Source organism: Diaphorobacter sp. B2A2W2 (assembly GCF_056730635.1).
Genome location: NZ_JBWZOR010000004.1, coordinates 186,137 through 212,686 on the forward strand (window position 1 = coordinate 186,137; position 26,550 = coordinate 212,686).

Here is a 26,550-nt window from a genome sequence, read left to right on the forward strand (position 1 = left end):
GGGCATGTTTCATAGGTGTGCGATTATCCCAGCCCCCCCCGGCCGGGCGGCGCCTGGGGTCAACCGGGTGTTGGAGACGATGGAACTGCGGCAATTGCGATATTTCGTGCGGGTGGTGGAGCTGGGCTCCATGAGCCGCGCCGCGCTCGACCTGAACCTGGTGCAGTCCGCGCTGAGCCAGCAGATCACGCGGCTGGAGGGTGAGCTGGCCACGCGCCTGCTGCACCGCACGCCGCGCGGCGTGGCCCCCACCGAGGCCGGGGCCGCGTTCTTCCGCGAGGCGCAGCTCACCCTGCGCCATGCCGAGCAGGCCGTGCGCGCCGCCCAGCAGGCGCGGCTGTCGGGCACCGTCACCGTCGGCCTGGCGCCCACCACCTCGGCGCTGTTGGGGCTGCCGCTGATGCAGGCCATGCGCGCGCGCTACCCCGACGTGCGGCTGCACATGGTGGAGGGCATGTCGGGCCACCTCTCGGCCATGCTGCATGCGCGCGAGCTGGACCTGGCCGTGCTGTTCGACTCGCGCCTGCACCAGGCGCAGCTGGCCGGGCGCACCCAGCGCTGGCAGGTCCAGCCGCTGCTGGAGGAAGACCTGTTCCTGATGCGCGGCGCCGCCGCCCCGCGCTTGGCCGCCGAGGTGGCGATCACCGAGCTACGCGAGGAGCCGCTCATCCTGCCCACCGGCCCGCACGGCCTGCGCAGCACGCTGGACACGGCCTTTGCCAGCGCGGGCATCGCCCCGCATGTGGTGCTGGAAGTGGACTCGCTGGCCATGGTGATGGCCGCGGTGGACGCCGGCCTGGGCTCCACGCTGCAGCCCTGGGCGGCGCTGGGCCGCTACCCGGACGCGGCCACGCGCTTTCAGTGCGCGCGCCTCACGGGCGCGCCGGCGCGGCGCGTGAACCTGCTGTGCAGCCTGCCGGACGAAGAGCTGTCCCCCGCCGCACTGGCTGCGCGCGTGGTGCTGCTGGACTGTGCCCGCGGTCTGGTCACCGAGGGCCGCTGGATCGGCACCTCACTGCTGGCGCAGGCACCGGCAGGGGTTCCCGCCCCGTAGCGGCTGCTTCCGTGCGTCGCGCCCGGGCGCGCAGCCATCACCGTTCGTGATACCCCCATACCCGCCCGCGGCTGCACGGCTGGCGGGCCGCTGCCTACAGTCCACGCTCGACTGCTGCGCCCCTCGCCCCGGGGTGCGCCCCCACGAGCGAAATCTATGCAATCTCCCCCGATGGACACCGATGTCCTGGTCATCGGCGGCGGCAACGCCGCCCTGTGCGCCGCGCTGATGGCCCGCGAGGCCGGCAGCCGCGTGCTGCTGCTGGAATCGGCCCCGCGCGCCTGGCGCGGCGGCAACTCCGCCCACACCCGCAACCTGCGCTGCATGCACGACGCGCCGCAGGACGTGCTGGTCGATGCCTACCCTGAAGAGGAGTACTGGCAGGACCTGCTGAAGGTGACCGGCGGCCAGACCAACGAGCACCTGGCGCGCCTGGTGATCCGCGCGTCCAGCACCTGCCGCCCCTGGATGCGCCGCCACGGGGTGCACTTTCAGCCCGCGCTGGCCGGCACGCTGCACGTGGCGCGCACCAATGCCTTCTTCATGGGCGGCGGCAAGGCGTTGGTGAATGCCTACTACCGCAGCGCCGAGGCGCTGGGCGTGCAGGTGCGCTACGAATCGCCCGTGGAGCGCATCGAGATCGAGAACGGCACCTTCCAGGCCGCTTGGGTGAAGGGCCAGCGCATCACCGCCAAGAGTTGCGTGCTGGCCGCCGGCGGCTTCGAGTCCAACCGCGAATGGCTGCGCGAGGCCTGGGGCCAGAACGCGCGCGGCGAGTGGCCGGCGGACAACTTCCTGATCCGTGGCACGGCCTACAACAAGGGGGTGCTGCTCAAGCACCTGCTCGACGACCACGGCGCCGACCGCATTGGCGACCCCACGCAGGCGCACATGGTGGCCATCGACGCACGTGCGCCGCTGTACGACGGCGGCATCTGCACGCGCATCGACTGCGTGTCGCTGGGCGTGGTGGTGAACCGTGATGGTGAGCGCTTCTACGACGAGGGCGAGGACTTCTGGCCCAAGCGCTATGCCATCTGGGGCCGCCTGGTGGCGCAGCAGCCGGGGCAGATTGGCTACTCCATCATCGACAGCAAGGCCATCGGCCGCTTCATGCCACCGGTGTTCCCCGGGGTGAAGGCGGACAGCCTGCCCGCGCTGGCCGAAAAGCTCGGCCTGCCCGCAGAGACCTTCATGCGGACGCTGAACGCCTACAACGCCGCCTGCCGCGTGGGCCAGTTCGACCACACCACGCTGGACGACTGCCATACCGAGGGCCTGACGCCCGCCAAGACTCACTGGGCGCGGCCCATCGACACCGCGCCGTTCTACGGCTACGCGCTCAAGCCCGGCGTCACCTTCACCTACCTGGGCCTGCACACCGACGACACCGCCGCCGTGCGCTTCGCCGACCAACCCAGCCGCAACCTGTTCGTGGCGGGCGAAATGATGGCCGGCAACGTGCTGGGCAAGGGCTACACCGCGGGCGTGGGCATGTCGATCGGCACGGCCTTCGGTCGCATCGCCGGGCGCAACGCCGCGCTGGCCGCCGCGGGCCAGGCTGCCGCGCACGGCGCGGTGAACGACGAGGGCTGAACACCATGCAAACCCTGAAATCCCTGACCGACGAAGCGATAGGCCTGGCCCAGGGCGGGCCCACCCGCGTGATTCCCATCGTGCCCGCGCCGGCGCAGAGCGCCGCCGAGACCGAGGTGGCGCGGCAGATGCAGATCTGCAACGCCTGCCGCTACTGCGAGGGCTTTTGCGCCGTGTTCCCGGCCATGACGCGCCGCCTGGACTTCACCCAGGCCGACGTGCACTACCTGGCCAACCTGTGCCACAACTGCGGCGCCTGCCTGCACGCCTGCCAGTACGCGCCGCCGCACGAATTCGCCGTGAACATCCCGCAGGCCATGGCCCAGGTGCGCGGCCAGACCTACGCCGACTACGCCTGGCCGCCCGCGCTGGGCCGGCTGTACCGCCGCAACGGCCTCACGCTGTCGCTGGCCCTCGTGGCCGCGCTCACGCTGTTCCTGGTGCTGGGCGCCGCGCTGCAGGGCGGCGGGCTCGGCGCGCTGTGGGGCGCGGACCTGGGCGGCAACTTCTACCGCCTGTTCCCGCACAACCTGCTGGTGGGCCTGTTCGCGCCGGTGTTCCTGTTCGTGGTGTTGGCCTTGTCCATGGGCGTGCGCCGCTTCTGGAAGGACGTGAAGCCCGCCACCAGCGGCGCCGACGTGAGCGCCCCCGCCGCCACCGAGGCCGCGCACGACGTGCTGCGCCTGAAGTACCTGGACGGCGGCCATGGCGACGGCTGCCACAACGAGGACGACGCCTACACCCTCAAGCGCCGCCGCGCGCACCACCTCACGTTCTACGGCTTCCTGCTGTGCTTTGCCGCGACCTCGCTGGCCACGGTGTACCACTACGTTTTCGGCTGGCCGGCGCCCTACGAGGCACCCAGCATTCCCAAACTGCTGGGCGTGGCGGGCGGCGTGATGCTGGTGCTGGGCACGATCGGCCTGTGGTACCTGAACCGCACACGCCACCCCGCGCACGGCGACGCCGCGCAAAAGCCCATGGACCTGGGCTTCATCGCCCTGCTGTTCCTGGTGGCCGCCAGCGGCCTGGCGCTGTGGCTGGTGCGCATCACCCCGTCGGCCGCGCCCGCGCTGGCCCTGGTGCTGTGCCTGCACCTGGGCGCGGTGATGGCCCTCTTTGCCACGCTGCCCTACGGCAAGTTCGCCCACGGCGTGTTCCGCACTGCCGCGCTGCTGCGCCACACCACCGAAAAGCGCCAGCCCAACCCGATCGGGTTGGGCAGCGATTGATTGCTTCTAAAACCATAGCTGCTAGCGCTTGATGGATAAGCGCTAGAGCACCATTTGACCTACAACTAAAGGAGCCTCGCCATGAAAAAACGCACCCTGATCCAGGCCGCCGCCGTGGCCCTCACCTCCATCGCCTGGGCCGGCCCGGCACTGGCGCAGGACTTTCCGCCGGCCAAGCCGGTCACGCTGGTCGTGGGCTTTGCGCCCGGGGGCGCAGCCGACGCGGCGGCCCGCCTGATCGCCAAGAAGCTGGCCGAGAACATCGGCCAGTCCGTGGTGGTGGAGAACAAGGGCGGCGCGGGCGGCAACATCGCCCACCAGCAGGTGGCCGCGGGCGCATCGGATGGCACGGTGCTGCTGTTCGGCTCGGTGGGTCCGCTGACCATCGCGCCGCACCTCATGAAGCTGCCCTACGACCCGTTCAAGGACCTGGCGCCCATTTCCGGCGGCGTGTACTTCCCCAACGTGCTGGTGGTGCACAAGGGCGCGGGCGTGAAGACCCTGGCCGAGTTCGTGCAGCTGTCCAAGGCCAAGCCCGGCAGCGTGGACTATGCCTCCACCGGCGCGGGCTCGGCCTCGCACCTGGCGGGCGAGCTGTTCAACCAGCGCGCCGGCATCGACATGGTCCACGTGCCCTACAAGGGCGGCGCACCCGCGCTGCAGGACCTGCTGGGCGAGCGCGTGACCAGCTACTTCGCCGCGCCGCCCACCGCCATGCCGCACGTGGAGGCGGGCAAGCTGATTCCGCTGGCCACCACCGGCCTGACGCGCCCGGCCTACCTGCCGAACATCCCCACGGTGGCGGAATCGGGCTTCCCGGGCTTTCAGGCACTGAACTGGTATGCCTTCGTGGCCTCGGGCAAGACGCCCGCGCCGCTGCTGGACCGCTGGAACAAGGAGATCGTGAAGGCGCTCAACGACGCCGGCGTGAAGGAGGCCCTGAACAAGCACGGCCTGTCGCCCCACCCCACCACGCGCGCCGAGCTCGCCAGCTTCATGAAGAAGGAATACGACCAGTGGGGCGCCATCGTGCGCGAGCGCAAGATCACGGCGCAGTGAGCGCCGCTGCCACGCACTGACGGCTTCTGGACTCAGCCGCCCGCCAATACCTTGTAGAGGTAGGAGCGCGAGATGCCCAGCTCCTGTGCCGCACGCTTCTTGTTGCCGCCATGGCGCGCAATGGCGTCGAGGATGGCCGCGTGCTCCAGGCTCCTCAAAGGCATCGCCGCAGGCGCAGGCGGCGCCATGGGCGGCTGCGCCGGCCGGGCCGGCAGATCCTGGTGGCGGGCAAAGTTCTCGACGCTCAGCAGCTGGCCGTCGCAGAACACCAGCGCCTCCTCGACGCGCTGGCGCAGCTGGCGCACATTGCCCGGCCAGCTCTGCTGCGCCAGGTAGCTGATGACGCCCGGCGCTATGCGCGGCAGGGCGAGGCCATTGCGCTCGCAGAACGACTCAGCGAAGCGCTGCATCAGGGCCGGAATATCCTCCACGCGCTGGCGCAGCGCCGGCACCTGCAGCACGACGCCGCTCAAGCGGTAGTACAGATCCAGCCGGAAGCGCCCGCTGTCGATCAGTGCGCGCAGGTCGCGGTGCGTGGCGGCGACGATGCGGAAGTTCACGCGCCGCCCTTCGCTTGCGCCCAGGCGCTGCACCTGCCGGTCCTCCAGCACGCGCAGCAGCTTGACCTGGATCTCCATCGGTATGTCGGCGACCTCGTCGAGGAACAGCGTGCCGCCCTCGGCCTGCTCCAGCTTGCCGGGCTGGCCCTGCCTCTTGGCGCCGGTGAAGGCGCCGGCCTCGTAGCCGAAGAGCTCGGCCTCGATCAGCGTCGCAGGCAGCGCGGCCAGGTTCAGGCTCACCAGCGGCGCCTGGGCATCGCGCCCGCGCGCATGCAGGGCCTGGGCCACCAGCTCCTTGCCGCTGCCGCTTTCGCCGAGGATCAGCACGGGCACGTCCAGCGGCGCCACGGCGTCGATCTCGCGCGCCAGGCGCTGCATGGGCGCGCTGCTGCCCACCATGGCACCAGGGGAGGGCGTGCGCTTGAGCTGGTGCAGTTCGCGCTTGTAATGCTGCACCTCATCGTGCAGCTGGTTCAGGCGCTGCTGCATGCGGTTGAGCGCCGGCATGCCGCTGAAGCTGACCTGGCCCACCGCGCCCACCAGCGCGCCGCCCTCGAAGACCGGCATGCGGTTGACGATGCGCGTCACGCCGGGGCCGAGCTGCAGCATTTCGCCGATCTCGGCCTTGCCGCTGCGGGCCACCTGCGGCAGGCGCGAGTTGGGGATCACCTCCTCGGCCCTGCGGCCCATGGCCGCGCCCGGCGCCAGCCCGAGGAACTTCTCGTGCACCGGGCTGATGTAGCGCATCAGGCCCTCGTGGTCGGCCACGGTGATGGCCTGGTACGGGTTGGTGAGGAACATGTTCAGGATGGCGAATGCAAACGGCACGGACGCCACGAAGTCGAGCAGCGCGGCCGATGCGTCGGCCGGGCGCACCAGGGCGACTTCCACGGCCTCGTCGCCCAGCGCCACCACCGCGTAGCGTGCGCTGGCGCCGCGCCCACCGGGCACATCGACATGGAACAGTGTGCCCGGCCCCGGCTCGCGCGCGGCCCGCTTCTCAGTCACGGCGGCGCACAGCAGCGGATCGCGCGCCAGCCCAAGCCGCGCCACGGGTGCGGGCTCACCGCGCTGCCAGACGAGGACGCCAAGCCGCTGCTCGGAAAGAAAGACTGTCTGCATCGGTATCGGTAGTGTGTTTTTGGCGGACACATTGTCCTCGGCGTCCACTGTTTGTGTCCACAAAAAGGACACTTATTCTGGCCACCAAAAAAACCCAATAAAAATCAATCATTTGCGAACTGGCATGGGTTGTGCTTTGTCTTGTGCACAGGAGGCAATGACATGAGTTGGCAACCCGAAGTGGATGAGATCGCATACCGCCATGCGCTGGCGGCGAAGATGGGCGGAGACGACAAGGTGGCGCGCCACAAGGCCGCGGGCAAGCTGACGGTGCGCGAGCGCATCAGCGCCTGCACGGACCCGGATTCCTTCACGGAAGTGGGCTCGCTCACCGGCTCGGGCCAGTACGACAGCCTGGGCCGCTTGGTGGAGTTCACCCCGTCCAACCTGGTGATGGGACGCGCACGCATCGGCGGGCGCCCCGTGGTGGTGGTGGGCGACGACTTCACCGTACGCGGCGGCGCCAACGACGGCGCCGTGGGCGACAAGCTGATCTTTGCCGAAAAGATGGCGCACGACCTGCGCCTGCCCATGGTGCGTCTGGTGGACGGCACGGGCGGCGGCGGCTCGGTGCGCAACATCGAGACCAAGGGCTATACCAGCGTGCCGACCATGAAGGTCTGGAGCCAGGTGGTCGAAAACCTCTCCACCGTGCCCGTGGTGTCGCTGGCGCTGGGCTCGGTGGCCGGCATGGGCGCGGCGCGCGTGGCGTCCAGCCACTACTCGCTGATGGTCAAGGGCACGGCCCAGCTGTTCAACGCCGGGCCGCCGGTGGTGGCGCGCATCGGTCAGAACGTGACCAAGGAGGAGCTGGGCGGCAGCCAGATCCACACGCGCAACGGCGTGGTGGACGACGAGGTGGCCAGCGAGGAGGAGGCCTTCGAGCGCGTGCGCCGTTTCCTGTCCTACCTGCCGCCGTCGGTGCACGAGCTGCCCGCGCGCGGCGAGGTGCGGGACGATGCCGCGCGCCGCGACGAATGGCTGCTCTCGGCCATTCCGCGCGACGGCCGCAAGGTCTACAAGATCCGGCCCATCGTCGAATGCCTGGTGGACCAGGGCTCGTTTCTGGAGATGGGCCGCCAGTGGGGCCGCGCCATCGTCACGGGCCTGGCACGCATCGACGGCTGGCCCGTGGCCGTGGTGGCCAGCGACCCGTATTTCTACGGCGGCGGCTGGGACGGCCCCTCGGCCGAGAAGTTCACGCGCTTCGTCGACCTGGCCCAGACCTTCCACCTGCCGGTGCTGAACCTGGTGGACATCGCCGGCTTCCAGATCGGCGTCGAGGCCGAGCGGGCCGGCATCATGCGCTACGGCGCGCGCGCGCTGGCCGCCGTCTACCAGGCCACGGTGCCCTGGTGCAGCATCATCGTGCGCCGCGCCTATGGGGTGGCCGCCGCCGGCCACCAGCACATGGGGCGCTTCAATTTCCGCTATGCCTGGCCCTCGGCCAACTGGGGCTCGCTGCCCATAGAGGGCGGGCTCGAGGTGGCCTACAAGGCCGAGATCGAAGGCGCCGACGACCCGATGCAAAAGCGCGCCGAGATCGAGCAGCGCGTGCGCAGCCTGACCTCGCCGTTCCGCACGGCCGAGGCCTTCGGCATCGACGAGGTGATCGACCCGCGCGACACGCGCCGGCTGCTGTGCGAGTTCGCCAACCTGGCCGCGCCGCTGCGCGAGGCCGGGGCGCCGCGCTTTGGCCTGCGCCCCTGATCCATACCAAAAACCATAGCTGTCAGCGCTTGATATGCAAGCGTTGGAGGCCGATTCCACTAAAACCCCAAGGAGACACAATGACCGCAAAACACTGGCAACCGACACGCCGCGCCACCCTGGCGCTGTGCCTGGCCGCATCGTGGCTGGCCGCCGCGCCCGCACATGCTCAGGCTGACAACTGGCCCGCCAAGCCCATCCGCATCGTGGTGGGCTTTCCGGCAGGCTCGTTCACCGACACCATTGCCCGCGCCGTGTCGGATCAGCTCAGCAAGCAGCTCGGCCAGCCAGTGATCGTGGATAACAAGCCCGGCGCCAACGGCGCCATCGGCGTGGGCGAGGTGGCCCGCTCCGCGCCCGATGGCTACACGCTGCTGGTCACCAACTCCAGCAGCATCACCATCAACCCGCAGATCTACAAGAAGATCACCTACCAGCCCAAGGACTTCGCGCCCGTCACCATGCTGCTGGACGCGCCCTTCATCCTCACCGCCAACCCGGACTGGGCCAGCAAGCACCAGATCCGCAGCGCGCAGGACGTGATCGCCTACGCCAAGCGCAACCCCGACAAGATCAGCTACGGCTCGGCCGGCCCCGGCAACATCGCCCATCTGGCGTTTGCACAGTGGAGCAACCGTACCGGCGTCAAGACCACGCATGTGCCGTACAAGAGCGCCTCGCAGGCGCAGCTGGCGGTGCTCAGCGGCGAGCTGGACACCCAGTTCGACACCTGGAGCGCGCTGCCGCAAATCGCCGCCAGCAAGCTGCTGCCGCTGGCCGTCACCGCGCCCCAGCGCATGAAGCAGCTGCCCAACGTGCCCACCATGGCCGAGGCCGGCTACGCCGACTTCAACGTCACCTTCTGGGCCGGGCTGTTCGCGCCGGCCGGCACGCCGCCGGCCATCGTGGACAAGCTCTACGAGGCAACGAAAAGCATGCTCCAGAACGAGCATGCGCGCAACGTGCTCAGCAAACAGGGCGACATGGTGATGCTGGCGCCCGAGCCCTTCGGCCAGCGCATCGCCAAGGAGGTGGCGGACTGGAAGCAGGTGATCCAGCGCGAAGCCATCGCGCTGGATTGAAAAGGAGCCAGGCATGTCTGTGCTGTACGCACTGAGCCCCCGCGCCGTGGCCATCCTCGGCGCGTCGGACAACCCCATCAAGGCCGGTGGCCGGCCCATCGATTACATGCGCCGCCACGGCTACGCGGGCCGCATCTTCCCGATCAACCCGAACCGCAGCGAGGTGCAGGGCCTGCCCGCCTACGCATCGCTGCGGGCGCTGCCCGAGGCGCCCGACGCCGTGGTCATCAGCCTGCCCAGCGAAGACGTGGCCGCCGCCATCGACGACTGCGTGGCCGTGGGCGCCAAGGCGGCGGTGATCTACTCGTCCGGCTTTGCCGAACTGGGCGATGCGGGCCGCGCGCAACAGGCCGATCTGCTAGCCCGCGCCCGGCGTGGCGGGCTACGCCTGTTTGGCCCCAATTGCCAGGGCGTGGCCAACTTCGCCAGCGGCGCCATCCTCAACTTCTCGACCATGATCAACGAGAGCCCGCCGGGCGACGGCCCCGTGGCCATCGTCAGCCAGAGCGGCGCGGGCGCGGCCATTCTCTACGGCGGGCTGCGCCGTGCGGGCATAGGCGTGCGCTACATGGTCTCCACCGGCAACGAGGCCGACATCTGCGCCGCCGAGGCCGTGCGCGCCGTGGTGCAGGACGAGCGCATCCGCCTCGTCGTGCTCTACGTCGAGACCTTGCGCCAAAGTGCCTACCTGGCCGAGGCCGCGCGGCTGGCGCGCGAGCGCGGCGTCACCATCCTGGCCGTCAAGGCCGGGCGCACCAGCGCCGGCCAGGCCACGGCCAGCTCGCACACCGGCGCGCTGGCGGCCGAGGACGCGCTGGCCGATGCCTTCTTGCGCCAGCACGGCATACCGCGCCTGGCGGACTTCCGCGAGCTGATCGACTACGCGCCGCTGTTTCTCTCGCAACCCGCCGCGCGCGGCCCCCGGGTGGTCAGCATCAGCAATTCCGGCGCCACCTGCGTGCTCGCGGCGGATGCGGCCGAGGAGTTCGGCCTGGCCGTGGAGCAGTTCGACGCCGCCACGCTCGCAGGGCTCCAGCAGGCCCTGCCGTCCTACGTGACGGCGCGTAACCCCATCGACATGACCACGGCCCTGCTGGGCAAGCCCGAGACCTTCGGCAACACGCTGCGGGCGCTGTCCGGCAGCGGCGCGGCCGACCTGGTGCATGTGGGTTTTCCGATCGGCGGCGAGGGCTACGACTTTGCCGATTTCGCCGCCCAGGCCAGCCGCTTCGCACAGGACAGCGGCATGCCGATCGCCGTCAGCGTGAACCAGGACTGGGTGGCCCAGGCCTTCCAGGCCCAGGGCGTGCCTACCTTCTGGAGCGAGCGCGCCGCCATGCGCGGCCTGGCGCTGCTGGCCGAGCAGGCGGGCGCTGCCGCCCAGCCCCCGGCCATTTCCGCACCCAAGGCAGCCGCATCCACCACGCTGAACGAACCTTCCAGCCTGGCCCGGCTGCAAGCCGCCGGCCTGCCGGTGATGCGCCATACGGTCGCCACCAGCGAGGAGCAGGTGCGCGCCGCCTTCGGCACGCTGTCCGCGCCGCTGGTGGCCAAGGGCGTGTCGGCCGACCTGGCGCACAAGTCCGAGCATGGCCTGGTACGGCTGAACCTGCGCGAGGCGGACCAGGCCGTGCAGGCCTTGCACGACTTCGCGGCCACGCTGCGCGGCCTGGGCGCGCAGGACGGCGGCCTGCTGCTGGGCGCGCAGCACAAGGCGGATTTCGAGCTGGCGCTGGGCGCGCATGTCGATGCCGAATTCGGTGTGGCCGTGATGATCGGCCAGGGCGGCGTGTTGGTCGAGACGCTCAGGGACGTGCAATTCCTGGTCGCGCCCTTCGGCCGCGCGCAGGCGCTGGCCGCCATCGAGCGCCTGGCCATCGCGCCCGCGTTCGCCGCCGTGCGCGGCATGCCCGCGGTGGCATTGGAGCCGCTGGCCGACATGATGGTGCGCCTGGGCGACTGGATGCTGTCCCAGGCGGGCCAGGTGCAGTCGGTCGATGCCAACCCGGTGCTGGTGGCGCGCGGCGCGCAGGCGCCCGTGATCGTCGATGCCGTCGTCGCCATGGCGCTGGAGGGTGCCGTATGACCGAGGCTCGCCTGCCCCGCCGCGTGCTCGTCGCCAACCGGGGCGCCGTGGCCGCGCGCGTGATCCGCACGCTGCGCCACATGGGTATCGAATCGGTGGCCGTGTATTCCGAGGCCGATGCCGGCCTGCCTTATGTGGGCGCCGCCGACCGGGCCGTGGCCATCGGCCCCGCGCCCGCCCAGCAGAGCTATCTGAACCAGGCGCGCCTGCTCGACGTGGCGCGCGAGAGCGGCGCCGACGCGGTGCATCCGGGCTACGGTTTTCTGTCCGAGAACGCCGGCTTCGCCGAGGCCGTGCAGCGGCAGGGCCTGTGCTTCATCGGCCCATCGCCGCGCTGGATACGCGAACTGGGCCACAAGACGCAGGCGCGCGCCTTCATGGCCGGGCAAGGCATGCCCCAGGCCGCCAGCTCGCCGGTGCTGGCGAGCAGCGATGAGGCGCTGGCCGCGGCCGCGCGCATCGGCTACCCGGTGCTGGTCAAGCCCGCCGGCGGTGGTGGCGGCATCGGCATGCTGCCCGCGCGCGATGCGCAGGCGCTGGCCGCCGCCTGGGCCAAGGCCAGCGGCATCGCCGCCAAGTTCTTCGGCTCGGCCGAGTTGTACCTGGAAAGGCTGATCGAGGCGCCGCGCCACATCGAATTCCAGGTGCTGGCCGACCGCCACGGCGAGGTGCGCATCCTGTTCGAGCGTGACTGCTCGGTGCAGCGCCGCCACCAAAAGGTGCTGGAGGAAGCCCGCCCCGTGGGCATTCCCGAGGCGCAGCTGGCCGACATGCGCTTGCTGCTGTCGGGCCTACTGGCGCGCATCGGCTACGACGTGATCGGCACGGTGGAAATGCTCTACACACCGCAAGACGGCTTCGTGTTCCTGGAAATGAATACCCGCCTGCAGGTCGAGCATGCAGTGACCGAGGAGATCACCGGCATCGACATCGTCGAAGCCCAGATCCGCCTGGCTGCCGGCATGCACATGCGCCAGGTGCTGCCCGGCCCGATGCAGGCCAGCGGCCATGCCATCGAGGCGCGCATCTATGCCGAAGACCCGGTGCGCTTCCTGCCCTCGCCGGGGCCGCTGGCACGCTTCGAACTGCCCACGGGCGACGGTATCCGCGTGGAGACCGGCTATGCCCAGGGCGCGTCCGTCACGCCGTTCTACGACCCCATGATCGCCAAGCTCGTGGCCCATGGCCACGACCGCAGGGACGCCATCGCGCGCCTGCAGGCGGCGCTGGCACAGACCCGCATCGAGGGCGTGAAGACGAACATCCCGTTCATCCAGCGCATCCTGGCCCACGCCGACTTCGTGGCTGGCCGCATCGACACCGGCATCGCCCAGCGCGTGCTGAGCCCCCAACCTTGAAGGAACCCGCCATGACCACCATTGCAAGCCCCATCGCCGGCCTGGTCGCCGCCATCGAAGCCGCCGAAGGCGCCGCCATCGACGCCGGTGCCACCCTCATCATCGTCGAGTCGATGAAGATGGAAATCCCCGTCGAGGCCGAGGCCGCCGGCATCGTGCGCAAGCTGCTCGTCGCCGTAGGCGAGCAGATCGCCGAAGGCCAGGCCGTTGCGGAGATCGAATGAGCGCCACCGCACCGCCTGACGAGCTGCAGGCCGCCGCGCTGGCGCGCGGCTACTTCGGCATCGACGTGCCGTTCATGCGCCACATCGGCCTCACGCCTGTGAGCCTGGCACCCGGCCTGGCGCGCACGCGCCTGCCGCTGCGGCCGGAACTGGCCAACAGCCGCGGCCATGGCCACGGCGGCGCGATGATGAGCGCGCTGGACTTCACGCTGAGTGCCGCCGCGCGCTCGCACGACCCGCTGGGACTGGGCGTCATCACCATCGAGATGAACACCCACTTTCTCGCCACGGCCACGACCGACCTGCTGATCGAGGCCCGCATCCTGCGCGGCGGCGCGCGCACCGTGTTCTGCGAGGGCAACGTCATCGACACCGCCGGCAATGTGGTCTGCACGGCGCGCGCGGTGTTCAAGCTGGTGGCGCTGGGCTGATCCCGCTCATTGAAGCGCCGCCAGACGCCATCAGCGCGGCGGCTGCAGCACGCTGGCATCCGTGTGGATGAGCTCCAGCGGCGCGCGCCGGCCGGCCAGGTAATCCTCGACGGACTGCAGCACCAGCGGGCTGCGGTGGCGCGCGCTGCAGCTGCGCAGCTCGTCGGGCGTGAGCCACACGGCGCGCAGGATGCCGTCGTCCAGCGACCGCCAGGCGTGGTGCGCGCCCACATTGCCCGCAAACGCAAAGCGCAGGTAGGTGATGTCATCCCCCGTGCGCGTGCGCGTGAAGCGGTTCAGGTACACGCCCACCAGCGCCGTGGGCTCGAAGTCGTAGGCCGTCTCCTCCAGCACCTCGCGCACGCAGGCCTGGATGGGCGACTCGCCCGGGTCCAGGTGGCCCGCGGGGTTGTTCAGCCGCAGCCCGTCGGCCGTGTCTTCCTCGACGAACAGAAAGCGGCCCTCGCGCTCGACGATGGCGGCCACGGTGACGTTGGGTTTCCAGCGGTTTGGCATGGCCGCGATTATCACCAGCGCATGTGGACACTTTCTGACGGCTTGCGCTGGGTCAAGTTCCGGCGCGCCCCGAACGCGCAGCGCTCGGGATAATCCCCACCCCATGCTGCAGCGCATTCGCCACCACCGACGCCTGGGCTCCGCGGTCCTCGCGGTGTTCGTGTGTGCGTGGCTGGTGGCGCTGTGGGCCAACGTGCAGGTGCGCCAGGCGCTGCCGGCAGTCGACCTGGCGCACCTGGACGTCTGCTTCGCCGCACCTGCGGGTGGCCCCGCGCCACACGCCGACCCGGCTGCGCACGACAGCCACCATGCCGACCCCGGCTGCCTGCTGTGCATTGCCCTGGCCACGCCGCCGGCGCTGACGCTGGCCGCCCTGCGCCCGCCCGCCCCGCGCGTGCACCCCGCACAGCGCAGCCGCGCGCCGGCCGTGGCGGCCTGGCGCGCCCAGGCGCCGCTGCCCCCGCGCGGCCCGCCTTCCACCCACGCCTGACTGCAACCACCCGCCGGCCCGTGGGGCTGGCGCCTTCCGTTGTTTGCCTGCGCGCTGATCTGCCGCCCCGCGGCCGAGCAGCGCCGGGCGTGGATTTCTCATGACTGCACATTCCTTCCGCGCGCCTGCCTTGCGGTGCGCGCCCCTGTCCTCGCACCTCACCCCCTGCGCGCTGGCCTGCGCGCTGCTGCTGGCCGGCCCGGCCCTGGCCGCGAACGACGCCGTGAACAACGCGGCTGCGGCCCCCGAGCACACGCTGCGCGACGTGGTCGTCACGGCCGTGCACGACCACTCGCCCGTGCAGGTGGTGGCCGACCCCAAGCAGCCGCGCCAGCCCGTGCCGGCCAGCGACGCGGCCGACTACCTCAAGACCATCCCGGGCTTCTCGGCCATCCGCAGCGGTGGCTCCAACGGCGACCCGGTGTTCCGCGGCCAGTTCGGCTCGCGCCTGCCGCTGCTGACCAACGGCACGCAGCTGCTGGGCGCCTGCCCGGGGCGCATGGACGCGCCCAGCTCCTACATCTCGCCCGAGACCTACGACACGCTCACCGTCGTCAAGGGGCCGCAGACCGTCGTCTGGGGGCCGGGCACCTCGGCCGGCGTGGTGCGCTTTGACCGCGAGCGCCCTGACTTCACCGAACCCGGCGTGCGCCTCAGCGCCAGCGTGCTGGGCGCCAGCGCCGGGCGCAACGACCAGAACGTGGACTTTCAGGCCGGCAACGCGCAGGTGTACGTGCGCGTGACCGCCAACCATTCCCACGGCCAGGACTACAAGGACGGCGACGGCCGGCGCGTGCCCTCGGCCTGGGACAAATGGAACACCGACGTGGCGCTGGGCTTCACGCCCGACGCCGACACGCTGCTGGAGCTGAGCGCCGGCACGGGCGACGGCGAGGCGCGCTACGGCGGGCGCGGCATGGACGGCACGCAGTTCAAGCGCGAAAGCTGGGGCCTGCGCTTCGAGAAGCGCCACCTCACACCCTGGCTGGCCAAGCTGCAGGCACAGGTCTACGGCAATCGCGCCGACCACGTGATGGACAACTTCACGCTGCGCACCTTCCAGCCCGGCGGCAGCATGTCCATGCCCATGGCCAGCAACGTGCGGCGCACCACTGAGGGCGCGCGCGTGGCCGCCACGCTGCAGTGGCAGCCCGACTGGCAGCTGGAGACGGGCCTGGACGCACAGCGCAGCCCGCACGACAAGCGCAGCGGCACGCCCAGCGTGCCCTACGACAGCAAGCCCTGGATGCGCGACGCCAAGTTCGAGAACCCGGGCGCATTTGCCGAGCTGTCATGGCAGGCCCAGGCCGACACGCGCTGGGTGGGCGGCCTGCGCCTGGACCGCGCCGAAGCCTGGCGCTACCCTGCCCCGAGCGGCATGGGCGACATGGCCCCGGCGGCCGGCGCGGACCACCGCACGCGCTCGGCCATGCCCAGCGGCTTCGTGCGCTGGGAACGCACGCTGGCGCCGCAGGGCGCGCTGGTCTACGCGGGCCTGGGGCACGTGCAGCGCTTTCCGGACTACTGGGAGCTGATCTCCCCCGGCAACAGCGCGGCCAGCGCCGGCAACGCCTTCGCCACGCTGCGCCCCGAGAAGACCACGCAGCTGGACATGGGCGCGCAGTGGAAGGGCGCGGACTGGCAGCTGTGGACCTCGGCCTATGTGGGCGTGGTGCGCGACTACATCCTGTTCGACTACACCGGCATGAAATCGGCCGTGCGCAACGTCGACGCCCGCACCGCCGGGCTGGAGCTGGGCGCCAGCCAGCGCCTGGGCACGGCGTGGACGGCGCAGGGCACGCTGGCCTACAGCTGGGGCCGCAACACCAGTGAAGGCCGCCCGCTGCCGCAGATGCCGCCGCTGGAGGCGCGCCTGGGCCTGGAATACGCCCAGGGCCCGTGGAGCGCCGGCGGCCTGTGGCGCCTGGTGGCCGCGCAGCACCGCCATGCCAACGGCCAGGGCAACGTGGTGGGCCGCGACCTGGGCGCAAGCGCCGGCTTCGGCGTGCTGTCGCTGCACGCGGGCTACCGCATCAACGCGCAGCTGAAGCTTGCCGCCGGGGTGGACAACCTGCTGGACAAGAACTACGCCGAGCACCTGAACCTGGCGGGCAACGCCGGCTTCGGCTACCCGGGCGGCGTGCGCATCAACGAACCCGGCCGCACGCTGTGGCTGCGCGCGGACCTGCAGTTCTAGGCTTCGGATGTAATTAAAAAGATAGCTGGTCGCGCTTGCTGCATGGGAGTTTCAGGCACAAAACATGCTGAAATCCTTTGATGATAAGCGCTAACAGCTATCGTTTTTACAGTGCCTGCGCCATGTACACCGCGCCGGCGCCGTAGCTGTCCAGGTGGCGCCGCTGCGCGGCGTCCTGCACGGGGTGCACGGCGTAGCCCTGGCGCGCCCAGTAGGCCTGCGATCCCTGCACCGACACCAGCGCCGTGTGGCGCAGCCCCGCCGCGCGGGCCCGCGGCAGCAGCCGCGTAAGCAACGCACGCGCCAGGCCCCGGCCGGCGCAGGCGGGCAGCACCGCCATGTCGTGCAGGTACAGCGTGTCGGGCGCCGGCACGGCATCGAAGTCGCCGTGCAGCGGCGTGACCTTGCCCAGCAGCGAGTGGTAGGCCGCCAGGTAGGCGGCCACGCGCCCTTCATGCTCCAGCACCAGCGAGCAGTTCACGGGGCTGGCCAGGCGGCGGGCAAACACCTCGGCGCTTTCGACGTAGGCGTCGCCGTAGCAGGCGCGCTGCACCGTCAGCAACGCGGGCAGGTCGGCCGTCGTGAGGGCGCGCGGCGCGCCGGTCATCGCTGCGGCGGCAGGGCCTTGGACGGGTGCGGCAGGTAGTCGTCCAGCGACAGACCCTTCTCTTTCAGCAGCCCCTCCAGCACCGGCGCCAGGCGGCCCAGGCTTTCCTGCACCGCTTCGCGCACGGTATCCACCACCACCTGGGTGCTGCGCTCGATCTCGATGTTCAGGCGGTCACCCACCTGCACGTCCTCGAACACGGTGGCGCGGCGCGTCTCGGGGATCAGCCAGACCTCGAACCAACCCTCGGCGCGGTCCACCTCGGCCACGGTGAGGCTGGCGCCGTGGAGGGCGATGTAGCCCTTGGCGAACACGTAGCGCCGAAACGCCTCGGGCACGGCCACGCGCCACACCAGGTTGTTGTCCAGTTCGCGCCGCTGCACCAGCTGCCCGGTGAAGTCGATGTGGCCCGACAGGGGGTGGCCGCCGATCTCGGCGCCCTCCTTGGCGGCGCGCTCCACGTTCACGCGGTCGCCCACGGCATAGCTGCCCAGCGTGGTGATGTTCAGGCTTTGCAGCATCACGTCGAACGTGGCGCGCGTGGGCGAGAGGATCTCGGTCACCGTGAGGCACACGCCGTCCGTCGCCACGCTGGCGCCGATGGCGAGGTCCTGGCAGAAGCCAGCAGGGAATTCGAGGGTGAAGGTGCGCAGGCCGGCGCGGTCGTCGATGGCGGCGATGCGCGCGGTGGCCTGGACGATGCCTGTGAACATGGCGCGGATTCAGATAGCGGAAGACTCCGGGATTGTGCCAGCCGCACTCACGCAGCGCCGCCGCCCTCCGCCGCCGGCAGGCACAGGCGCAGCCGCGCCCCTCCCAGCGGCGAGGCCAGCGCCTGCACGCTGCCGCCATAGGTCTGCGCCAGCGCGCGCACGATGTCCAGCCCCAGGCCCGAGCCGGGGCGCTGCTCGTCCAACTGCACGCCGCGCTCGAACATGCGGTCGCGCAGCGCCTCCGGAATACCGGGGCCGTCGTCGTCCACGGTGAAGCACAGCAGATCGCCCTCGCGCCGCACGTCCACCACCACGCGCGTGCGCGCCCATTTGCCGGCGTTGTCGATGAGGTTGCCCAGCAGTTCGTACAGATCCTGCTCCTCGCCGCGAAAGGCGCCGTCCTGCGCCTGCGGCGCCAGCTCGAAGGCGAGCTGCCGGTCGGCATGCAGGCGCTGCATGGTGCGCAGCAGGGCCTGTACGGGCGCCAGCACCGGCGTGCGCAGCCCCGTGGCGCGCACGGCGGCGGCGGCACGGGCGCGGGCGAGGTGGTAGTCCACCTGGCGGCGCGCGCTGGCCACCTGCTCGGTCACCAGCTGCGCCAGCGGCGTGCTCTCTTGTGCCGCGGCATTCGCCAGGATGGACAGCGGCGTGTGCACCGCATGCGCCAGATTGCCTGCCTGGGTGCGCGCGCGCTGCACCATGTCGGCGTTCTCGGCCAGCACATGGTTGAACTCATTGACCAGCGGCTGCAGCTCCTGCGGGAAGCACCCCTCCAGCCGCGTGGCGCGCCCGCCGCGCACGGTGGCCAGTTGCTCGCGCAGCAGTTGCAGCGGGCGCAGGGCCAGCTGCAACTGCACCGCCACGGCGATGGCCAGGCCCAGCGCCAGCAGGCCCAGTGCGATCAGCAGCAGGTGGGTGAAACGCTGCAGCGGCTCGGCCAGCAGGGCGGTGTCGCCCGCCACGACCAGGCGCAGCGGCGGGGCGTCGTCCTCGGGCAGCTGCAGAGTGCGCGCCACGGACAGCAGCGCATGGCCCTGCGCATCGTGCAGCTGCAGCACGCGGTAGCCGCGCGCAGGGTAGTCGCCCGGCACGGGCGGCAGCGCCAGCACCTGGTCCCACAGCGAGCGCGAGCGCGCCACGGCGGCCTGCGGCGCCGCGCCCACCTGGTCCACCTGCCAATACAGGCCCGACAGCGGCTGCGCCAGCCGCGCATCACCGGCCAGCGGCGCCACGGCCGTGCCGCCCTGCGGGGTCCATTCCACCGAGGCGCTGAGCTGGTCGAGCTGCACCACCAGTTGCGCCTGTAGCTGCTGGGTGATGTGGTCTTGGAACAAGGTGCGCAGCGCCCAGCCCGCGAGCGCGACGCTGAGCAGCATCCACGCCAGCGTGCCCGCCAGCAGGCGCAGGCGCAGAGAACCGCCCACCCTCATGCCGTGGCGTCGGCCTCGGCCAGGCGGTAGCCCAGGCCGCGCACGGTCTCGATGCTGCCCGGCGGTAGCTTCTTGCGCAGGCGGCCCACGAAGACCTCGATGGTGTTGGAGTCACGATCACTGTCGTGTGGGTAGATGTGCTCGGACAGCTCGGTGCGCGACAGCACCTGCCCCTTGCGCTGCATCAGGAGCGAGAGCAGTTTGAACTCATGGCTGGTGAGCGTGAGCGGCTGGCCGTCCACCAGCACGCGCGCCTGGCGCGTGTCCAGCCAGATCGGGCCGCACTGCCACTGCGCGCTGGCGTGCTCCCCCAGGCGGCGCAGCAGCGCACGCAGGCGCGCGAGCAGCTCCTCCATGTGAAAGGGCTTGGCCAGGTAATCGTCTGCGCCCGCGTCCATGCCCGCCACTTTCTCATGCCAGGCGGCGCGCGCGGTAAGGATCAGCACCGGCATGTTGCGCCCCGCGGCGCGCCAGCGGCGCAGCACCGACAGGCCGTCCAGCACGGGCAGGCCCAGGTCCAGCACCACGGCGTCAAAGTCTTCCACCTCGCCCAGGTAGTGGGCCTGCGCGCCGTCGCTGGCGGCTTCCACCGTGTGGCCCGCCGCGGCGATCGCCTGCACCAGTTGGTCCCGCAGCGTAGGTTCATCTTCCACGACGAGGATGCGCATCAATGTTCCTTGCGTTTGATCTGCAGCACACGTCCATCGACCGCGTCGATCTTAAGCTTGGCCATGCGGCCGTCCTGCTGCAGCAGGCGGATCTCGTAGATGAAGCGACCGTCATCATGCTCGAACTCCACCTTGAGCACCTGGCCCTGGTACTCGCGCTCGACCTTCTCGAGCACCGTACGCAGCGGCAGCACCTGGCCGCGCTCCAGGGCCTGGCGCGCCAGGTCATGGTCGCCATGGCCGCGCTCGGCGGCCTGCGCGGCAGTGCCCGCGGTGGCGGCGGCCACCGCAAGGGCCATCAGGACGAAGGGGCGGCGCAATGCGTTCATGGGCGTTTTTTATACGTGCACGGCGATGAATGTCGCATGAACGCGGCCTTCAGCACGAGTTCATCGTGGCTTTTCCAGAATCGTTGCCAAGCCGCTCGCCACACACCCGTGGCGGGCCACTTGCTCAACGTACAAGAAGGAAACGCCATGCGCATCAAGATCGTCCTGGGAGGCTGGCTGCTGGCCATCACCCTGGCCTGGCTCGCGGTACTGCCGCCCGAGTTGGGCGTCTCTCCCCTTGTGGATGCACAGGGGGCGGCCACTGGCTGGTGGCAGCTGCGCCAACAGGCGCTGTATCTCTCGGGCCTGTGGAGCATCGGCCTGATGGCATTGGCCATGGTGCTGGCGCTGCGCCTGCCCTGGCTGGAGCGCCCGCTGGGCGGCATGGACCAGGTCTACCGCCTGCACAAGTGGGCCGGCATCAGTGCGGCGCTGACGGCCGTCCTGCACTGGGGCGCCGATGAATCCAGCGACTGGATCAAGGGCCTGTGGGGCCGTGCCGGCCGGCCGGCACGCGACGCCGTTCTGCCCTGGCTCACCGACGCCCGGGGCTTTGCCAAGGACCTGGGCGAGATGGCTTTTTACCTGCTGCTGGCCATGGTGGCCATCACGCTGCTGACCCGGCTGCTGGCCTACAAGCCGTGGCGCTTCCTGCACCGCGCCATGCCGCTGGTGTTTCTGGCGCTCACGCTGCATACCGTGGCGCTGATGCCGCTGACCTTCTGGACGCTCCCGCTGGGCCTGCTGATGGGCACGTTGCTGGCGCTGGGCAGCCTGGCCGCCGTGTGGTCGCTGGCCGGCTGGATCGGCCGCGCACGCAGCCACGCCGGCCACATCCATGCGGTGCGCACGCTGGGGGATGGCGGCGCGGCGGCGCCCATTGAGGTGATCTGCGCCCTGCCGGTAAGCTGGCCGGGCCACCGCGCGGGGCAGTTCGCCTTCGTGCGCTTTGATGCGTCGGAAGGCGCGCACCCCTTCACCATCGCCAGCGCACCGGGCAGCCTGGGCACCAGTGCGCAAGGCGAGCCATTGCTGCGTCTGGTCATCAAGCCACTGGGCGACTACACCCGCACCCTGGGCCGACGCCTGCAGGCCGGGCAGCGCGTGGACATCGAAGGCCCCTACGGCCGCTTCGACGGCCGGGGCCGCCACCGCCGCCAACAGGTGTGGGTGGCGGGTGGCGTCGGCATCACGCCTTTCCTGGCGCTGCTGGAAGCCCGGCAGCCGGGCGCCACGCCGGCGCCCTCCAAACTGCAGCCGGTGCAGATGCACTACTGCACCCGCGACGCCGCCACCGATCCGCTGCTGCCGCGCCTGCGCACGCTGTGCGCGCAGGCCCAACCACCGGTCACGCTCACGGTGCACGGCGACGCCCAGGGCCAGCGCCTCAGGCCCCAGGACCTGGAAGCCACCCCCGGCCCGCTGGACATCTGGTTCTGCGGTCCGCAGGGTCTGGGCGATGCGCTGCACGCGCACGCCAGCGGCCCCCGCCCGTGGCGCGTGCACCGCGAGTCCTTTGCCATGCGTTGATCCACCGAAAGGAGCTTTCCATGAAACACCCGACCTCGTTGCTGGCCTTGTGCCTGGCCCTGGCAGCAGCCCCTGCGCTGGCGGACGATGACTGCGAGGCCCCCGTGCAGCACTGGCAGTCACGCGACGCCGTGATGCGGCACGCGGCCGCGCAGGGCTGGCAGGTGCAGCGCCTCAAGATCGATGACGGCTGCTACGAAGTGCGCGGCCGCGACGCCCAGGGCCGTGCCTTCAAGGCCAAGCTGGACCCCCAGACGCTGCGCGTGGTGAAGATGAAACTGCGCGATGACAGCCATGAACCTGAGCGCGAACGCCGTCGCGAGCGCGATCGCACCCCGGCCCGCGATGCGGCTCCCGCCCAGGACGCCGCGGCACCCGTCACAGCCCCCCAAAGCCACGTACTGACGCCCGGCACCACGCCACGCGGCCAGATCGAATGACCCTTTGAATCGTCCACACGCTCTTACCGGAGAACCTCCATGTCCAGCACCAAACCCCTGCTGACCACCGTGGCCGTCGCCTGCGCGCTGACCCTGCCCGCATTGGCACACAGCCGCGAGGTCACGCTCTCGACCACCCTCAAGAACTACGGCGGCGATGGCGCCTACCTCGCCGTCTACCTCACCGACGCCAAGGGCGCCTACGCGGGCACGCTGTGGGTGGCCGGCGGCAAGGCCAAGTACTACAAGCACTTGGCCGACTGGAACCGCCTGTCCGCCAAGGACGGCAAGCGCCTGCAAGGCGTGACCGGCGCCAGCGTGGGCGCGGGCCGCACGCTCAAGGTGACGGCCGACCTGGCCGACGCGCTGCTCGACGCGGGCTACGAGATCCGCATCGACGCCGCCGCCGAGGACATGCGCGACAGCCCGTCGGAGATCCGCGTGCCCCTGTCCACCGCCCAGGCAGGCAAGCCGCAGGCGGGCAAGCAGTACATCCAGTCGTTCACCTACCAACTGAAATAAGCGAGGGGGCATCCATGGTTTGGCGGCAGATCCACCGCTGGTTGGGCCTGGTGGCCGGCGCGCTCGCGCTGGTGCTGGGCATTACGGGCACGCTGTTGGCCCTCGACCCGCTGCGCAACGCTTGGCAGGCGGCTTCCCCGGCGCAGGACCTGCCCGTGGCAACCCTGGTGCAGCGCGTACAGACCAGCGTGCCCGGCGCGGAGGAAATCCGCCACCTGCCCTCGGGCGGCATCGTGGTACACGCCTTCGACAACGGCCAGGCCCAGGCCCTGCGTGTGGACCCCGCGGACGGCCGCGTGCTGGGTGGCTACGAGCCCTCGCTGCTGCCACGCTGGGTGAAGAACCTGCACCGCTCCCTGCTGCTGGGCGACGCCGGGCGCATGACCGCGGCCGTGGTGGCGCTCGCCATGCTGGTGCTCTCGGTCTCGGGGCTGGTGTTGCTGCTGCGCCGCATGGGCGGATGGCGGCAACTGGCCGGCCCGGTGCGCGGCACGCTGGCGCAGCGCCTGCACGTGCTGGCGGGACGGGTCATCCTGTTGGTGCTGGCGGTGTCCGCCGCTGCTGCCCTGGTCATGAGCGCCGCCACCTTCGGCCTGCTGCCGCTGGATGCCGTGGCAGAGCCCGACGTGGCCTCCGTACAGGGCAGCCAGGCCGCCCTGCGCGCCGACCAATTGCCCCTGCTGCAGGAGCTGCGCGTTCAGGACCTGCGCAAGCTGAATCTGCCGGCGGCCGACGATCCGCAAGACACCTGGCGCGTGACCACCGCGCAGGGCCAGGGCTGGGTAGACCGCTACAGTGGCCAGACCCTGGCCTGGCAGGACGCCACGGCGGCGCAGCGCGTACACGACTGGGCGTTGCTGCTGCACACCGGCGAAGGCGCGTGGGTCTGGGCGCTGGTGCTGGGCGTCATGGGAGCCAGCATCCCGCTGTTCTGGATCACGGGCGTGGTGTTGTGGTGGCAGGCCCGTCGCAGCCGCCCCCGCATGGCCAACAACAGCCCGCTCGCGCAAGCCGACAGCCTGGTCTTCGTGGCCAGCGAAGGCGGCACCACCTGGGGCTTTGCCCAGGCCCTGCATGCCGCACTGGTCGCCACAGGCCAGCGCGTGCACACCACGGCACTGGAGCACTGGCGCGTGCCACCGACCGCACGCCAGGTCTATGTGCTGGCGGCCACCTATGGCGACGGCCAGCCGCCGGCCCATGCGGCGCGCGCGCTGGACGCCATCACGCGCCAGCCCGTCACGGGAGCGCAAGTCACGGTACTGGGCTTTGGCGACCGGCAGTTCCCCGCCTTCTGCGCGTATGCCGAGGCGCTGGAGCAGGCGCTGCGCGCGCAGGGCTGGCCCACGCTGCTGCCGCTGGAGCGCATCCACCAACAGTCCGCGCAGGAGTTCGCACGCTGGGGACGGGCCTTGTCGCAAGCACTGGGTCTGCCCCTGCAGATCGACTACCAGCCGCGCCTGCCGCGCACGGTGGCACTGACGCTCGCCGCGCGACAGGACTTTCCGGGCGGCGCGGGCGAACCCGCGGCCATCCTGCGCTTTGCCCTGCCCGCCCGCGGCCTGCCCCGCTTCGCCGCGGGCGACCTGATCGGCATCGTCGCGCCCGGCCAGGCCGTGCCGCGCTACTACTCGCTGGCCAGCGGCACGCGCGACGGCTTCGTGGAAATCTGCGTGCGCCGCCTGCCCGGCGGCGTGTGTTCCAGCCACCTGCATGCGCTGCAGGCGGGCGACAGTGTGCAGGCGTTCATCCGCTCCAACCCGGGCTTCGTGCTGCCCGCGGGCCGCGCGCCGGTACTGCTGATCGGCGCGGGGACGGGCGTGGCGCCACTGGCAGGTTTCATACGCGACAACACGCGCCACCGCCCCATGCACCTGTACTACGGCGCGCGCCATCCCGAACGGGACTTCTACTTCGGCACCGAGCTCCCGTCCTGGCAGGCCGACGGCCGCCTGGCCGGGCTGCACACCACGTTCTCCCGTACACCGGGCGGTGGCTATGTGCAGGAAATCCTGCGCCGCGATGCCACGCAGGTGCTTGCACTGATCGCGCAGGGCGCCCTCGTGCGTGTGTGCGGCAGCCGCGCCATGGCCCAGGGCGTGGCACAGGTGCTGGATGCGCTGCTGGGCCCGCAGGGCCAGAGCCTGGCGCAACTGAAAGAGCAGGGACGCTATGCCGAAGACCTGTTCTGACCCGCGGCGGCTGGCGCTGCATGGCCCCACCATGGGCACGCGCTGGTCGGTTACCTGCGATGCGGCGCCGGACACCGATGTGCAGGTGCTGCAAACCGCGCTGGCCGCCGCCGTGCAACGGGTGGATGCGCAGATGTCGCCCTGGCTGCCGGGCAGCGATCTCAACCGCTTGAACCACGCCCCCGTGGGGGCCTGGGTCACGCTGCCCGCTGAAATCCTGGAGGTATTGGTTTGCGCGCTGGACGTCTGCCGCCTGAGTGCGGGCGCCTTCGACCCGGCCGCGGGTGCGCTGGTCGATGCCTGGGGCTTTGGAGCGGTGCGCGACGCTCCCGACGCCGAGGCGATCCGCACAGCCACCAGCGCGGCACCTGTCGCGCGCACCCCCACGAACGAGGCGCTAGAGCTGGACAGCGGCATGCTGCGCGCCCGCAAGCACGCACCCGTGCACCTGGACCTGTGCGGGATCGCCAAGGGCTACGCCGTGGACCGCATGGCCGACGTGCTGCGGCAGAACGGCGTACCGCACGCCCTGGTGGCGCTGGACGGCGAGCTGCGCGCCGTGGGCGGCCAGGCCGATGGCCAACCCTGGGCCGTCGCGGTGGAAAGCCCCGAGACCGGCCGCCGCGCCGTGCACAGCGTGGTCGAACTGCAGGACCTGGCTGTGGCGACGTCGGGCGACTACCGGCACTATCTCCAGGTAGGCGACGCGCGCTTGGCGCACACCATGGACACGCGCCGTGGCGCCCCCGTGCGCAACGAAGTCGCCTCTGTCACGGTGTTGGCACGCCAGTGCATGCACGCCGACGCCTGGGCCACCGCGCTGCTGGTGGCCGGCCCTGGCGAAGGGCTGGCGCTGGCCCAGCGCATGGGGTTGGAGGCGCTGTGGATGCTGAGGCGCGGCAATGGACTGGTCACGCTGGGGCTGGGCCGGTTCGGCTCGGGCGCACCGGCGAGCGGGGCATGAACGGCAGGTGAATCCAGCGTTCAGCACTGATTCACCGCCTCCCGCGCAGACTGCAGGCACAGTCACTTTCGGCTGCAATCACCGGCACAAAGGAGTTCATCATGCGCACCACCTTCTCTCTCGCCGCGATCGGAATGCTGGTGGCCGCCCTCGGAGCCCCCGCATTTGCCAGGGACCGCGACCACCACCAGGACCGCCGCCACCCGCGTGAGCGCGCCATGGTCACGCGCTGCGACGACAACGCAGGCCAGGGCATGCAGGCCATCTCCAACAATGCAAGCGCCCAGGAGCGCGCCCACGGGTGGCAGTATTTTTCGGACCCTGCCGCCTGCCGCGCCGTCGTCATCAGCCCCCAGGGCGACTACTACTTCAGCCGCGGCAGGGGCCTGCGCTGGGTGGCCGCGGCGCAGACGGAGGTCTGACGGGACGAGGCAAGGA

At 70.8% G+C, this 26,550-nt stretch carries 25 protein-coding genes; 18 read left to right on the plus strand and 7 right to left on the minus strand.

Annotated elements, in window-relative coordinates; translation table 11 throughout:
* The first annotated feature begins 79 nt into the window (after positions 1-79).
* From AC1PPL_RS09495 to AC1PPL_RS09510, 4 genes are all read left to right on the plus strand, one after another.
* Entirely contained in the window at positions 80-1,054 is a 975-nt protein-coding gene (locus tag AC1PPL_RS09495) for a LysR substrate-binding domain-containing protein (protein WP_479973146.1), read from the plus strand.
* Positions 1,055-1,225: 171 nt separating this feature from the next.
* Entirely contained in the window at positions 1,226-2,650 is a 1,425-nt protein-coding gene (gene tcuA, locus AC1PPL_RS09500; RefSeq protein WP_479973218.1) for an FAD-dependent tricarballylate dehydrogenase TcuA, read from the plus strand.
* Positions 2,651-2,655: 5 nt separating this feature from the next.
* Positions 2,656-3,882, plus strand: a complete 1,227-nt coding sequence (tcuB, locus tag AC1PPL_RS09505; protein ID WP_479973147.1) for a tricarballylate utilization 4Fe-4S protein TcuB — start codon at positions 2,656-2,658, stop codon at positions 3,880-3,882.
* A gap of 81 nt (positions 3,883-3,963) precedes the next feature.
* Positions 3,964-4,941: a Bug family tripartite tricarboxylate transporter substrate binding protein gene (locus AC1PPL_RS09510; protein ID WP_287951848.1), complete on the plus strand. Its 978-nt coding sequence runs from the start codon at positions 3,964-3,966 to the stop codon at positions 4,939-4,941.
* Between the two features lie 32 nt (positions 4,942-4,973).
* Here AC1PPL_RS09510 and AC1PPL_RS09515 read toward each other — a convergent pair whose 3' ends face one another.
* Positions 4,974-6,623 carry a sigma-54 interaction domain-containing protein gene (locus AC1PPL_RS09515; protein WP_312843492.1) on the minus strand — a complete coding sequence of 550 codons (1,650 nt, stop codon included), beginning with the start codon at positions 6,621-6,623 and terminating at the stop codon, positions 4,974-4,976.
* Positions 6,624-6,785: 162 nt separating this feature from the next.
* On the opposite strand from AC1PPL_RS09515, the gene AC1PPL_RS09520 reads away from it, so the two are divergent.
* From AC1PPL_RS09520 to AC1PPL_RS09545, 6 genes are all read left to right on the plus strand, one after another.
* A complete protein-coding gene (locus AC1PPL_RS09520) occupies positions 6,786-8,333 on the plus strand; it encodes an acyl-CoA carboxylase subunit beta (protein ID WP_088888054.1) in 1,548 nt (515 codons plus the stop codon).
* Positions 8,334-8,413: 80 nt separating this feature from the next.
* On the plus strand, positions 8,414-9,415 hold the full coding sequence (locus AC1PPL_RS09525; protein WP_088888053.1) for a tripartite tricarboxylate transporter substrate binding protein: 1,002 nt from the start codon (positions 8,414-8,416) through the stop codon (positions 9,413-9,415).
* Between the two features lie 13 nt (positions 9,416-9,428).
* A complete protein-coding gene (locus AC1PPL_RS09530; protein ID WP_088888052.1) occupies positions 9,429-11,501 on the plus strand; it encodes an acetate--CoA ligase family protein in 2,073 nt (690 codons plus the stop codon).
* On the plus strand, positions 11,498-12,859 hold the full coding sequence (locus AC1PPL_RS09535; protein ID WP_088888051.1) for an acetyl-CoA carboxylase biotin carboxylase subunit: 1,362 nt from the start codon (positions 11,498-11,500) through the stop codon (positions 12,857-12,859). Before AC1PPL_RS09530 ends, AC1PPL_RS09535 begins: the two co-directional genes overlap by 4 nt.
* Before the next feature lie 11 nt (positions 12,860-12,870).
* Complete coding sequence (locus AC1PPL_RS09540; protein WP_015914633.1) at positions 12,871-13,083, plus strand: acyl-CoA carboxylase biotin carboxyl carrier protein subunit; 213 nt, start codon at positions 12,871-12,873, stop codon at positions 13,081-13,083.
* Positions 13,080-13,514 carry a PaaI family thioesterase gene (locus AC1PPL_RS09545; protein ID WP_015914634.1) on the plus strand — a complete coding sequence of 145 codons (435 nt, stop codon included), beginning with the start codon at positions 13,080-13,082 and terminating at the stop codon, positions 13,512-13,514. The genes AC1PPL_RS09540 and AC1PPL_RS09545 overlap by 4 nt, the downstream gene beginning before the upstream one ends.
* 30 nt (positions 13,515-13,544) lie before the next feature.
* Here the strand turns inward: AC1PPL_RS09545 and AC1PPL_RS09550 are convergent, their stop codons facing one another.
* Positions 13,545-14,030 carry an NUDIX hydrolase gene (locus tag AC1PPL_RS09550; protein ID WP_252101485.1) on the minus strand — a complete coding sequence of 162 codons (486 nt, stop codon included), beginning with the start codon at positions 14,028-14,030 and terminating at the stop codon, positions 13,545-13,547.
* Between the two features lie 103 nt (positions 14,031-14,133).
* On the opposite strand from AC1PPL_RS09550, the gene AC1PPL_RS09555 reads away from it, so the two are divergent.
* Together AC1PPL_RS09555 and AC1PPL_RS09560 are read left to right on the plus strand one after the other, a co-directional pair.
* Positions 14,134-14,520, plus strand: coding sequence for a hypothetical protein (locus AC1PPL_RS09555; protein ID WP_454536508.1), 387 nt, complete (start codon positions 14,134-14,136; stop codon positions 14,518-14,520).
* Positions 14,521-14,620: 100 nt separating this feature from the next.
* On the plus strand, positions 14,621-16,717 hold the full coding sequence (locus AC1PPL_RS09560; RefSeq protein ID WP_479973148.1) for a TonB-dependent copper receptor: 2,097 nt from the start codon (positions 14,621-14,623) through the stop codon (positions 16,715-16,717).
* Between the two features lie 106 nt (positions 16,718-16,823).
* On the opposite strand, the gene AC1PPL_RS09565 is transcribed toward AC1PPL_RS09560, so the two are convergent.
* Genes AC1PPL_RS09565 through AC1PPL_RS09585 form a run of 5 tightly spaced genes read right to left on the minus strand, consistent with a single transcriptional unit; the run spans position 16,824 to position 20,464 of the window.
* Entirely contained in the window at positions 16,824-17,324 is a 501-nt protein-coding gene (locus AC1PPL_RS09565; protein WP_479973149.1) for a GNAT family N-acetyltransferase, read from the minus strand.
* Positions 17,321-18,037 carry a riboflavin synthase subunit alpha gene (locus tag AC1PPL_RS09570; protein ID WP_287803712.1) on the minus strand — a complete coding sequence of 239 codons (717 nt, stop codon included), beginning with the start codon at positions 18,035-18,037 and terminating at the stop codon, positions 17,321-17,323. The genes AC1PPL_RS09565 and AC1PPL_RS09570 overlap by 4 nt, the downstream gene beginning before the upstream one ends.
* 47 nt (positions 18,038-18,084) lie before the next feature.
* Entirely contained in the window at positions 18,085-19,467 is a 1,383-nt protein-coding gene (locus AC1PPL_RS09575) for a sensor histidine kinase (protein WP_479973150.1), read from the minus strand.
* The gene (locus AC1PPL_RS09580; RefSeq protein ID WP_479973151.1) at positions 19,464-20,135 is read right to left on the minus strand and encodes a response regulator transcription factor; all 672 of its coding nucleotides are present in this window, start codon (positions 20,133-20,135) and stop codon (positions 19,464-19,466) included. Before AC1PPL_RS09580 ends, AC1PPL_RS09575 begins: the two co-directional genes overlap by 4 nt.
* Positions 20,135-20,464: a PepSY domain-containing protein gene (locus AC1PPL_RS09585; protein WP_011807164.1), complete on the minus strand. Its 330-nt coding sequence runs from the start codon at positions 20,462-20,464 to the stop codon at positions 20,135-20,137. The genes AC1PPL_RS09580 and AC1PPL_RS09585 overlap by 1 nt, the downstream gene beginning before the upstream one ends.
* Before the next feature lie 147 nt (positions 20,465-20,611).
* On the opposite strand from AC1PPL_RS09585, the gene AC1PPL_RS09590 reads away from it, so the two are divergent.
* The 6 genes from AC1PPL_RS09590 (at position 20,612) to AC1PPL_RS09615 (ending at position 26,534) form a co-directional block, all read left to right on the plus strand.
* The gene (locus tag AC1PPL_RS09590; protein WP_454536505.1) at positions 20,612-21,994 is read left to right on the plus strand and encodes a ferredoxin reductase family protein; all 1,383 of its coding nucleotides are present in this window, start codon (positions 20,612-20,614) and stop codon (positions 21,992-21,994) included.
* Positions 21,995-22,014: 20 nt separating this feature from the next.
* Complete coding sequence (locus tag AC1PPL_RS09595) at positions 22,015-22,434, plus strand: PepSY domain-containing protein (protein WP_479973152.1); 420 nt, start codon at positions 22,015-22,017, stop codon at positions 22,432-22,434.
* Between the two features lie 39 nt (positions 22,435-22,473).
* On the plus strand, positions 22,474-22,956 hold the full coding sequence (locus AC1PPL_RS09600) for a DUF2271 domain-containing protein (RefSeq protein WP_479973153.1): 483 nt from the start codon (positions 22,474-22,476) through the stop codon (positions 22,954-22,956).
* Positions 22,957-22,970: 14 nt separating this feature from the next.
* Positions 22,971-25,148, plus strand: a complete 2,178-nt coding sequence (locus AC1PPL_RS09605) for a PepSY domain-containing protein (protein WP_479973154.1) — start codon at positions 22,971-22,973, stop codon at positions 25,146-25,148.
* Positions 25,129-26,112, plus strand: a complete 984-nt coding sequence (locus AC1PPL_RS09610) for an FAD:protein FMN transferase (protein WP_479973155.1) — start codon at positions 25,129-25,131, stop codon at positions 26,110-26,112. Before AC1PPL_RS09605 ends, AC1PPL_RS09610 begins: the two co-directional genes overlap by 20 nt.
* A gap of 101 nt (positions 26,113-26,213) precedes the next feature.
* Positions 26,214-26,534: a hypothetical protein gene (locus AC1PPL_RS09615; RefSeq protein ID WP_479973156.1), complete on the plus strand. Its 321-nt coding sequence runs from the start codon at positions 26,214-26,216 to the stop codon at positions 26,532-26,534.
* The last annotated feature ends 16 nt before the right edge of the window (positions 26,535-26,550 follow it).

Bases quoted from the DNA above. Each gene is read 5' to 3' on its own strand.
- AC1PPL_RS09520 (WP_088888054.1), top strand. From the start codon at position 6,786: ATGAGTTGGCAACCCGAAGTGGATGAGATCGCATACCGCCATGCGCTG.
- AC1PPL_RS09615 (WP_479973156.1), top strand. From the start codon at position 26,214: ATGCGCACCACCTTCTCTCTCGCCGCGATCGGAATGCTGGTGGCCGCC.
- AC1PPL_RS09575 (WP_479973150.1), bottom strand. From the start codon at position 19,467: ATGAGGGTGGGCGGTTCTCTGCGCCTGCGCCTGCTGGCGGGCACGCTG.
- AC1PPL_RS09590 (WP_454536505.1), top strand. From the start codon at position 20,612: ATGCGCATCAAGATCGTCCTGGGAGGCTGGCTGCTGGCCATCACCCTG.
- AC1PPL_RS09550 (WP_252101485.1), bottom strand. From the start codon at position 14,030: ATGCCAAACCGCTGGAAACCCAACGTCACCGTGGCCGCCATCGTCGAG.
- tcuB (WP_479973147.1), top strand. From the start codon at position 2,656: ATGCAAACCCTGAAATCCCTGACCGACGAAGCGATAGGCCTGGCCCAG.
- AC1PPL_RS09605 (WP_479973154.1), top strand. From the start codon at position 22,971: ATGGTTTGGCGGCAGATCCACCGCTGGTTGGGCCTGGTGGCCGGCGCG.
- AC1PPL_RS09530 (WP_088888052.1), top strand. From the start codon at position 9,429: ATGTCTGTGCTGTACGCACTGAGCCCCCGCGCCGTGGCCATCCTCGGC.
- AC1PPL_RS09540 (WP_015914633.1), top strand. From the start codon at position 12,871: ATGACCACCATTGCAAGCCCCATCGCCGGCCTGGTCGCCGCCATCGAA.
- AC1PPL_RS09585 (WP_011807164.1), bottom strand. From the start codon at position 20,464: ATGAACGCATTGCGCCGCCCCTTCGTCCTGATGGCCCTTGCGGTGGCC.
- AC1PPL_RS09595 (WP_479973152.1), top strand. From the start codon at position 22,015: ATGAAACACCCGACCTCGTTGCTGGCCTTGTGCCTGGCCCTGGCAGCA.
- AC1PPL_RS09560 (WP_479973148.1), top strand. From the start codon at position 14,621: ATGACTGCACATTCCTTCCGCGCGCCTGCCTTGCGGTGCGCGCCCCTG.
- AC1PPL_RS09555 (WP_454536508.1), top strand. From the start codon at position 14,134: ATGCTGCAGCGCATTCGCCACCACCGACGCCTGGGCTCCGCGGTCCTC.
- AC1PPL_RS09580 (WP_479973151.1), bottom strand. From the start codon at position 20,135: ATGCGCATCCTCGTCGTGGAAGATGAACCTACGCTGCGGGACCAACTG.
- tcuA (WP_479973218.1), top strand. From the start codon at position 1,226: ATGGACACCGATGTCCTGGTCATCGGCGGCGGCAACGCCGCCCTGTGC.
- AC1PPL_RS09515 (WP_312843492.1), bottom strand. From the start codon at position 6,623: ATGCAGACAGTCTTTCTTTCCGAGCAGCGGCTTGGCGTCCTCGTCTGG.
- AC1PPL_RS09610 (WP_479973155.1), top strand. From the start codon at position 25,129: ATGCCGAAGACCTGTTCTGACCCGCGGCGGCTGGCGCTGCATGGCCCC.
- AC1PPL_RS09510 (WP_287951848.1), top strand. From the start codon at position 3,964: ATGAAAAAACGCACCCTGATCCAGGCCGCCGCCGTGGCCCTCACCTCC.
- AC1PPL_RS09525 (WP_088888053.1), top strand. From the start codon at position 8,414: ATGACCGCAAAACACTGGCAACCGACACGCCGCGCCACCCTGGCGCTG.
- AC1PPL_RS09495 (WP_479973146.1), top strand. From the start codon at position 80: ATGGAACTGCGGCAATTGCGATATTTCGTGCGGGTGGTGGAGCTGGGC.
- AC1PPL_RS09565 (WP_479973149.1), bottom strand. From the start codon at position 17,324: ATGACCGGCGCGCCGCGCGCCCTCACGACGGCCGACCTGCCCGCGTTG.
- AC1PPL_RS09535 (WP_088888051.1), top strand. From the start codon at position 11,498: ATGACCGAGGCTCGCCTGCCCCGCCGCGTGCTCGTCGCCAACCGGGGC.
- AC1PPL_RS09545 (WP_015914634.1), top strand. From the start codon at position 13,080: ATGAGCGCCACCGCACCGCCTGACGAGCTGCAGGCCGCCGCGCTGGCG.
- AC1PPL_RS09570 (WP_287803712.1), bottom strand. From the start codon at position 18,037: ATGTTCACAGGCATCGTCCAGGCCACCGCGCGCATCGCCGCCATCGAC.
- AC1PPL_RS09600 (WP_479973153.1), top strand. From the start codon at position 22,474: ATGTCCAGCACCAAACCCCTGCTGACCACCGTGGCCGTCGCCTGCGCG.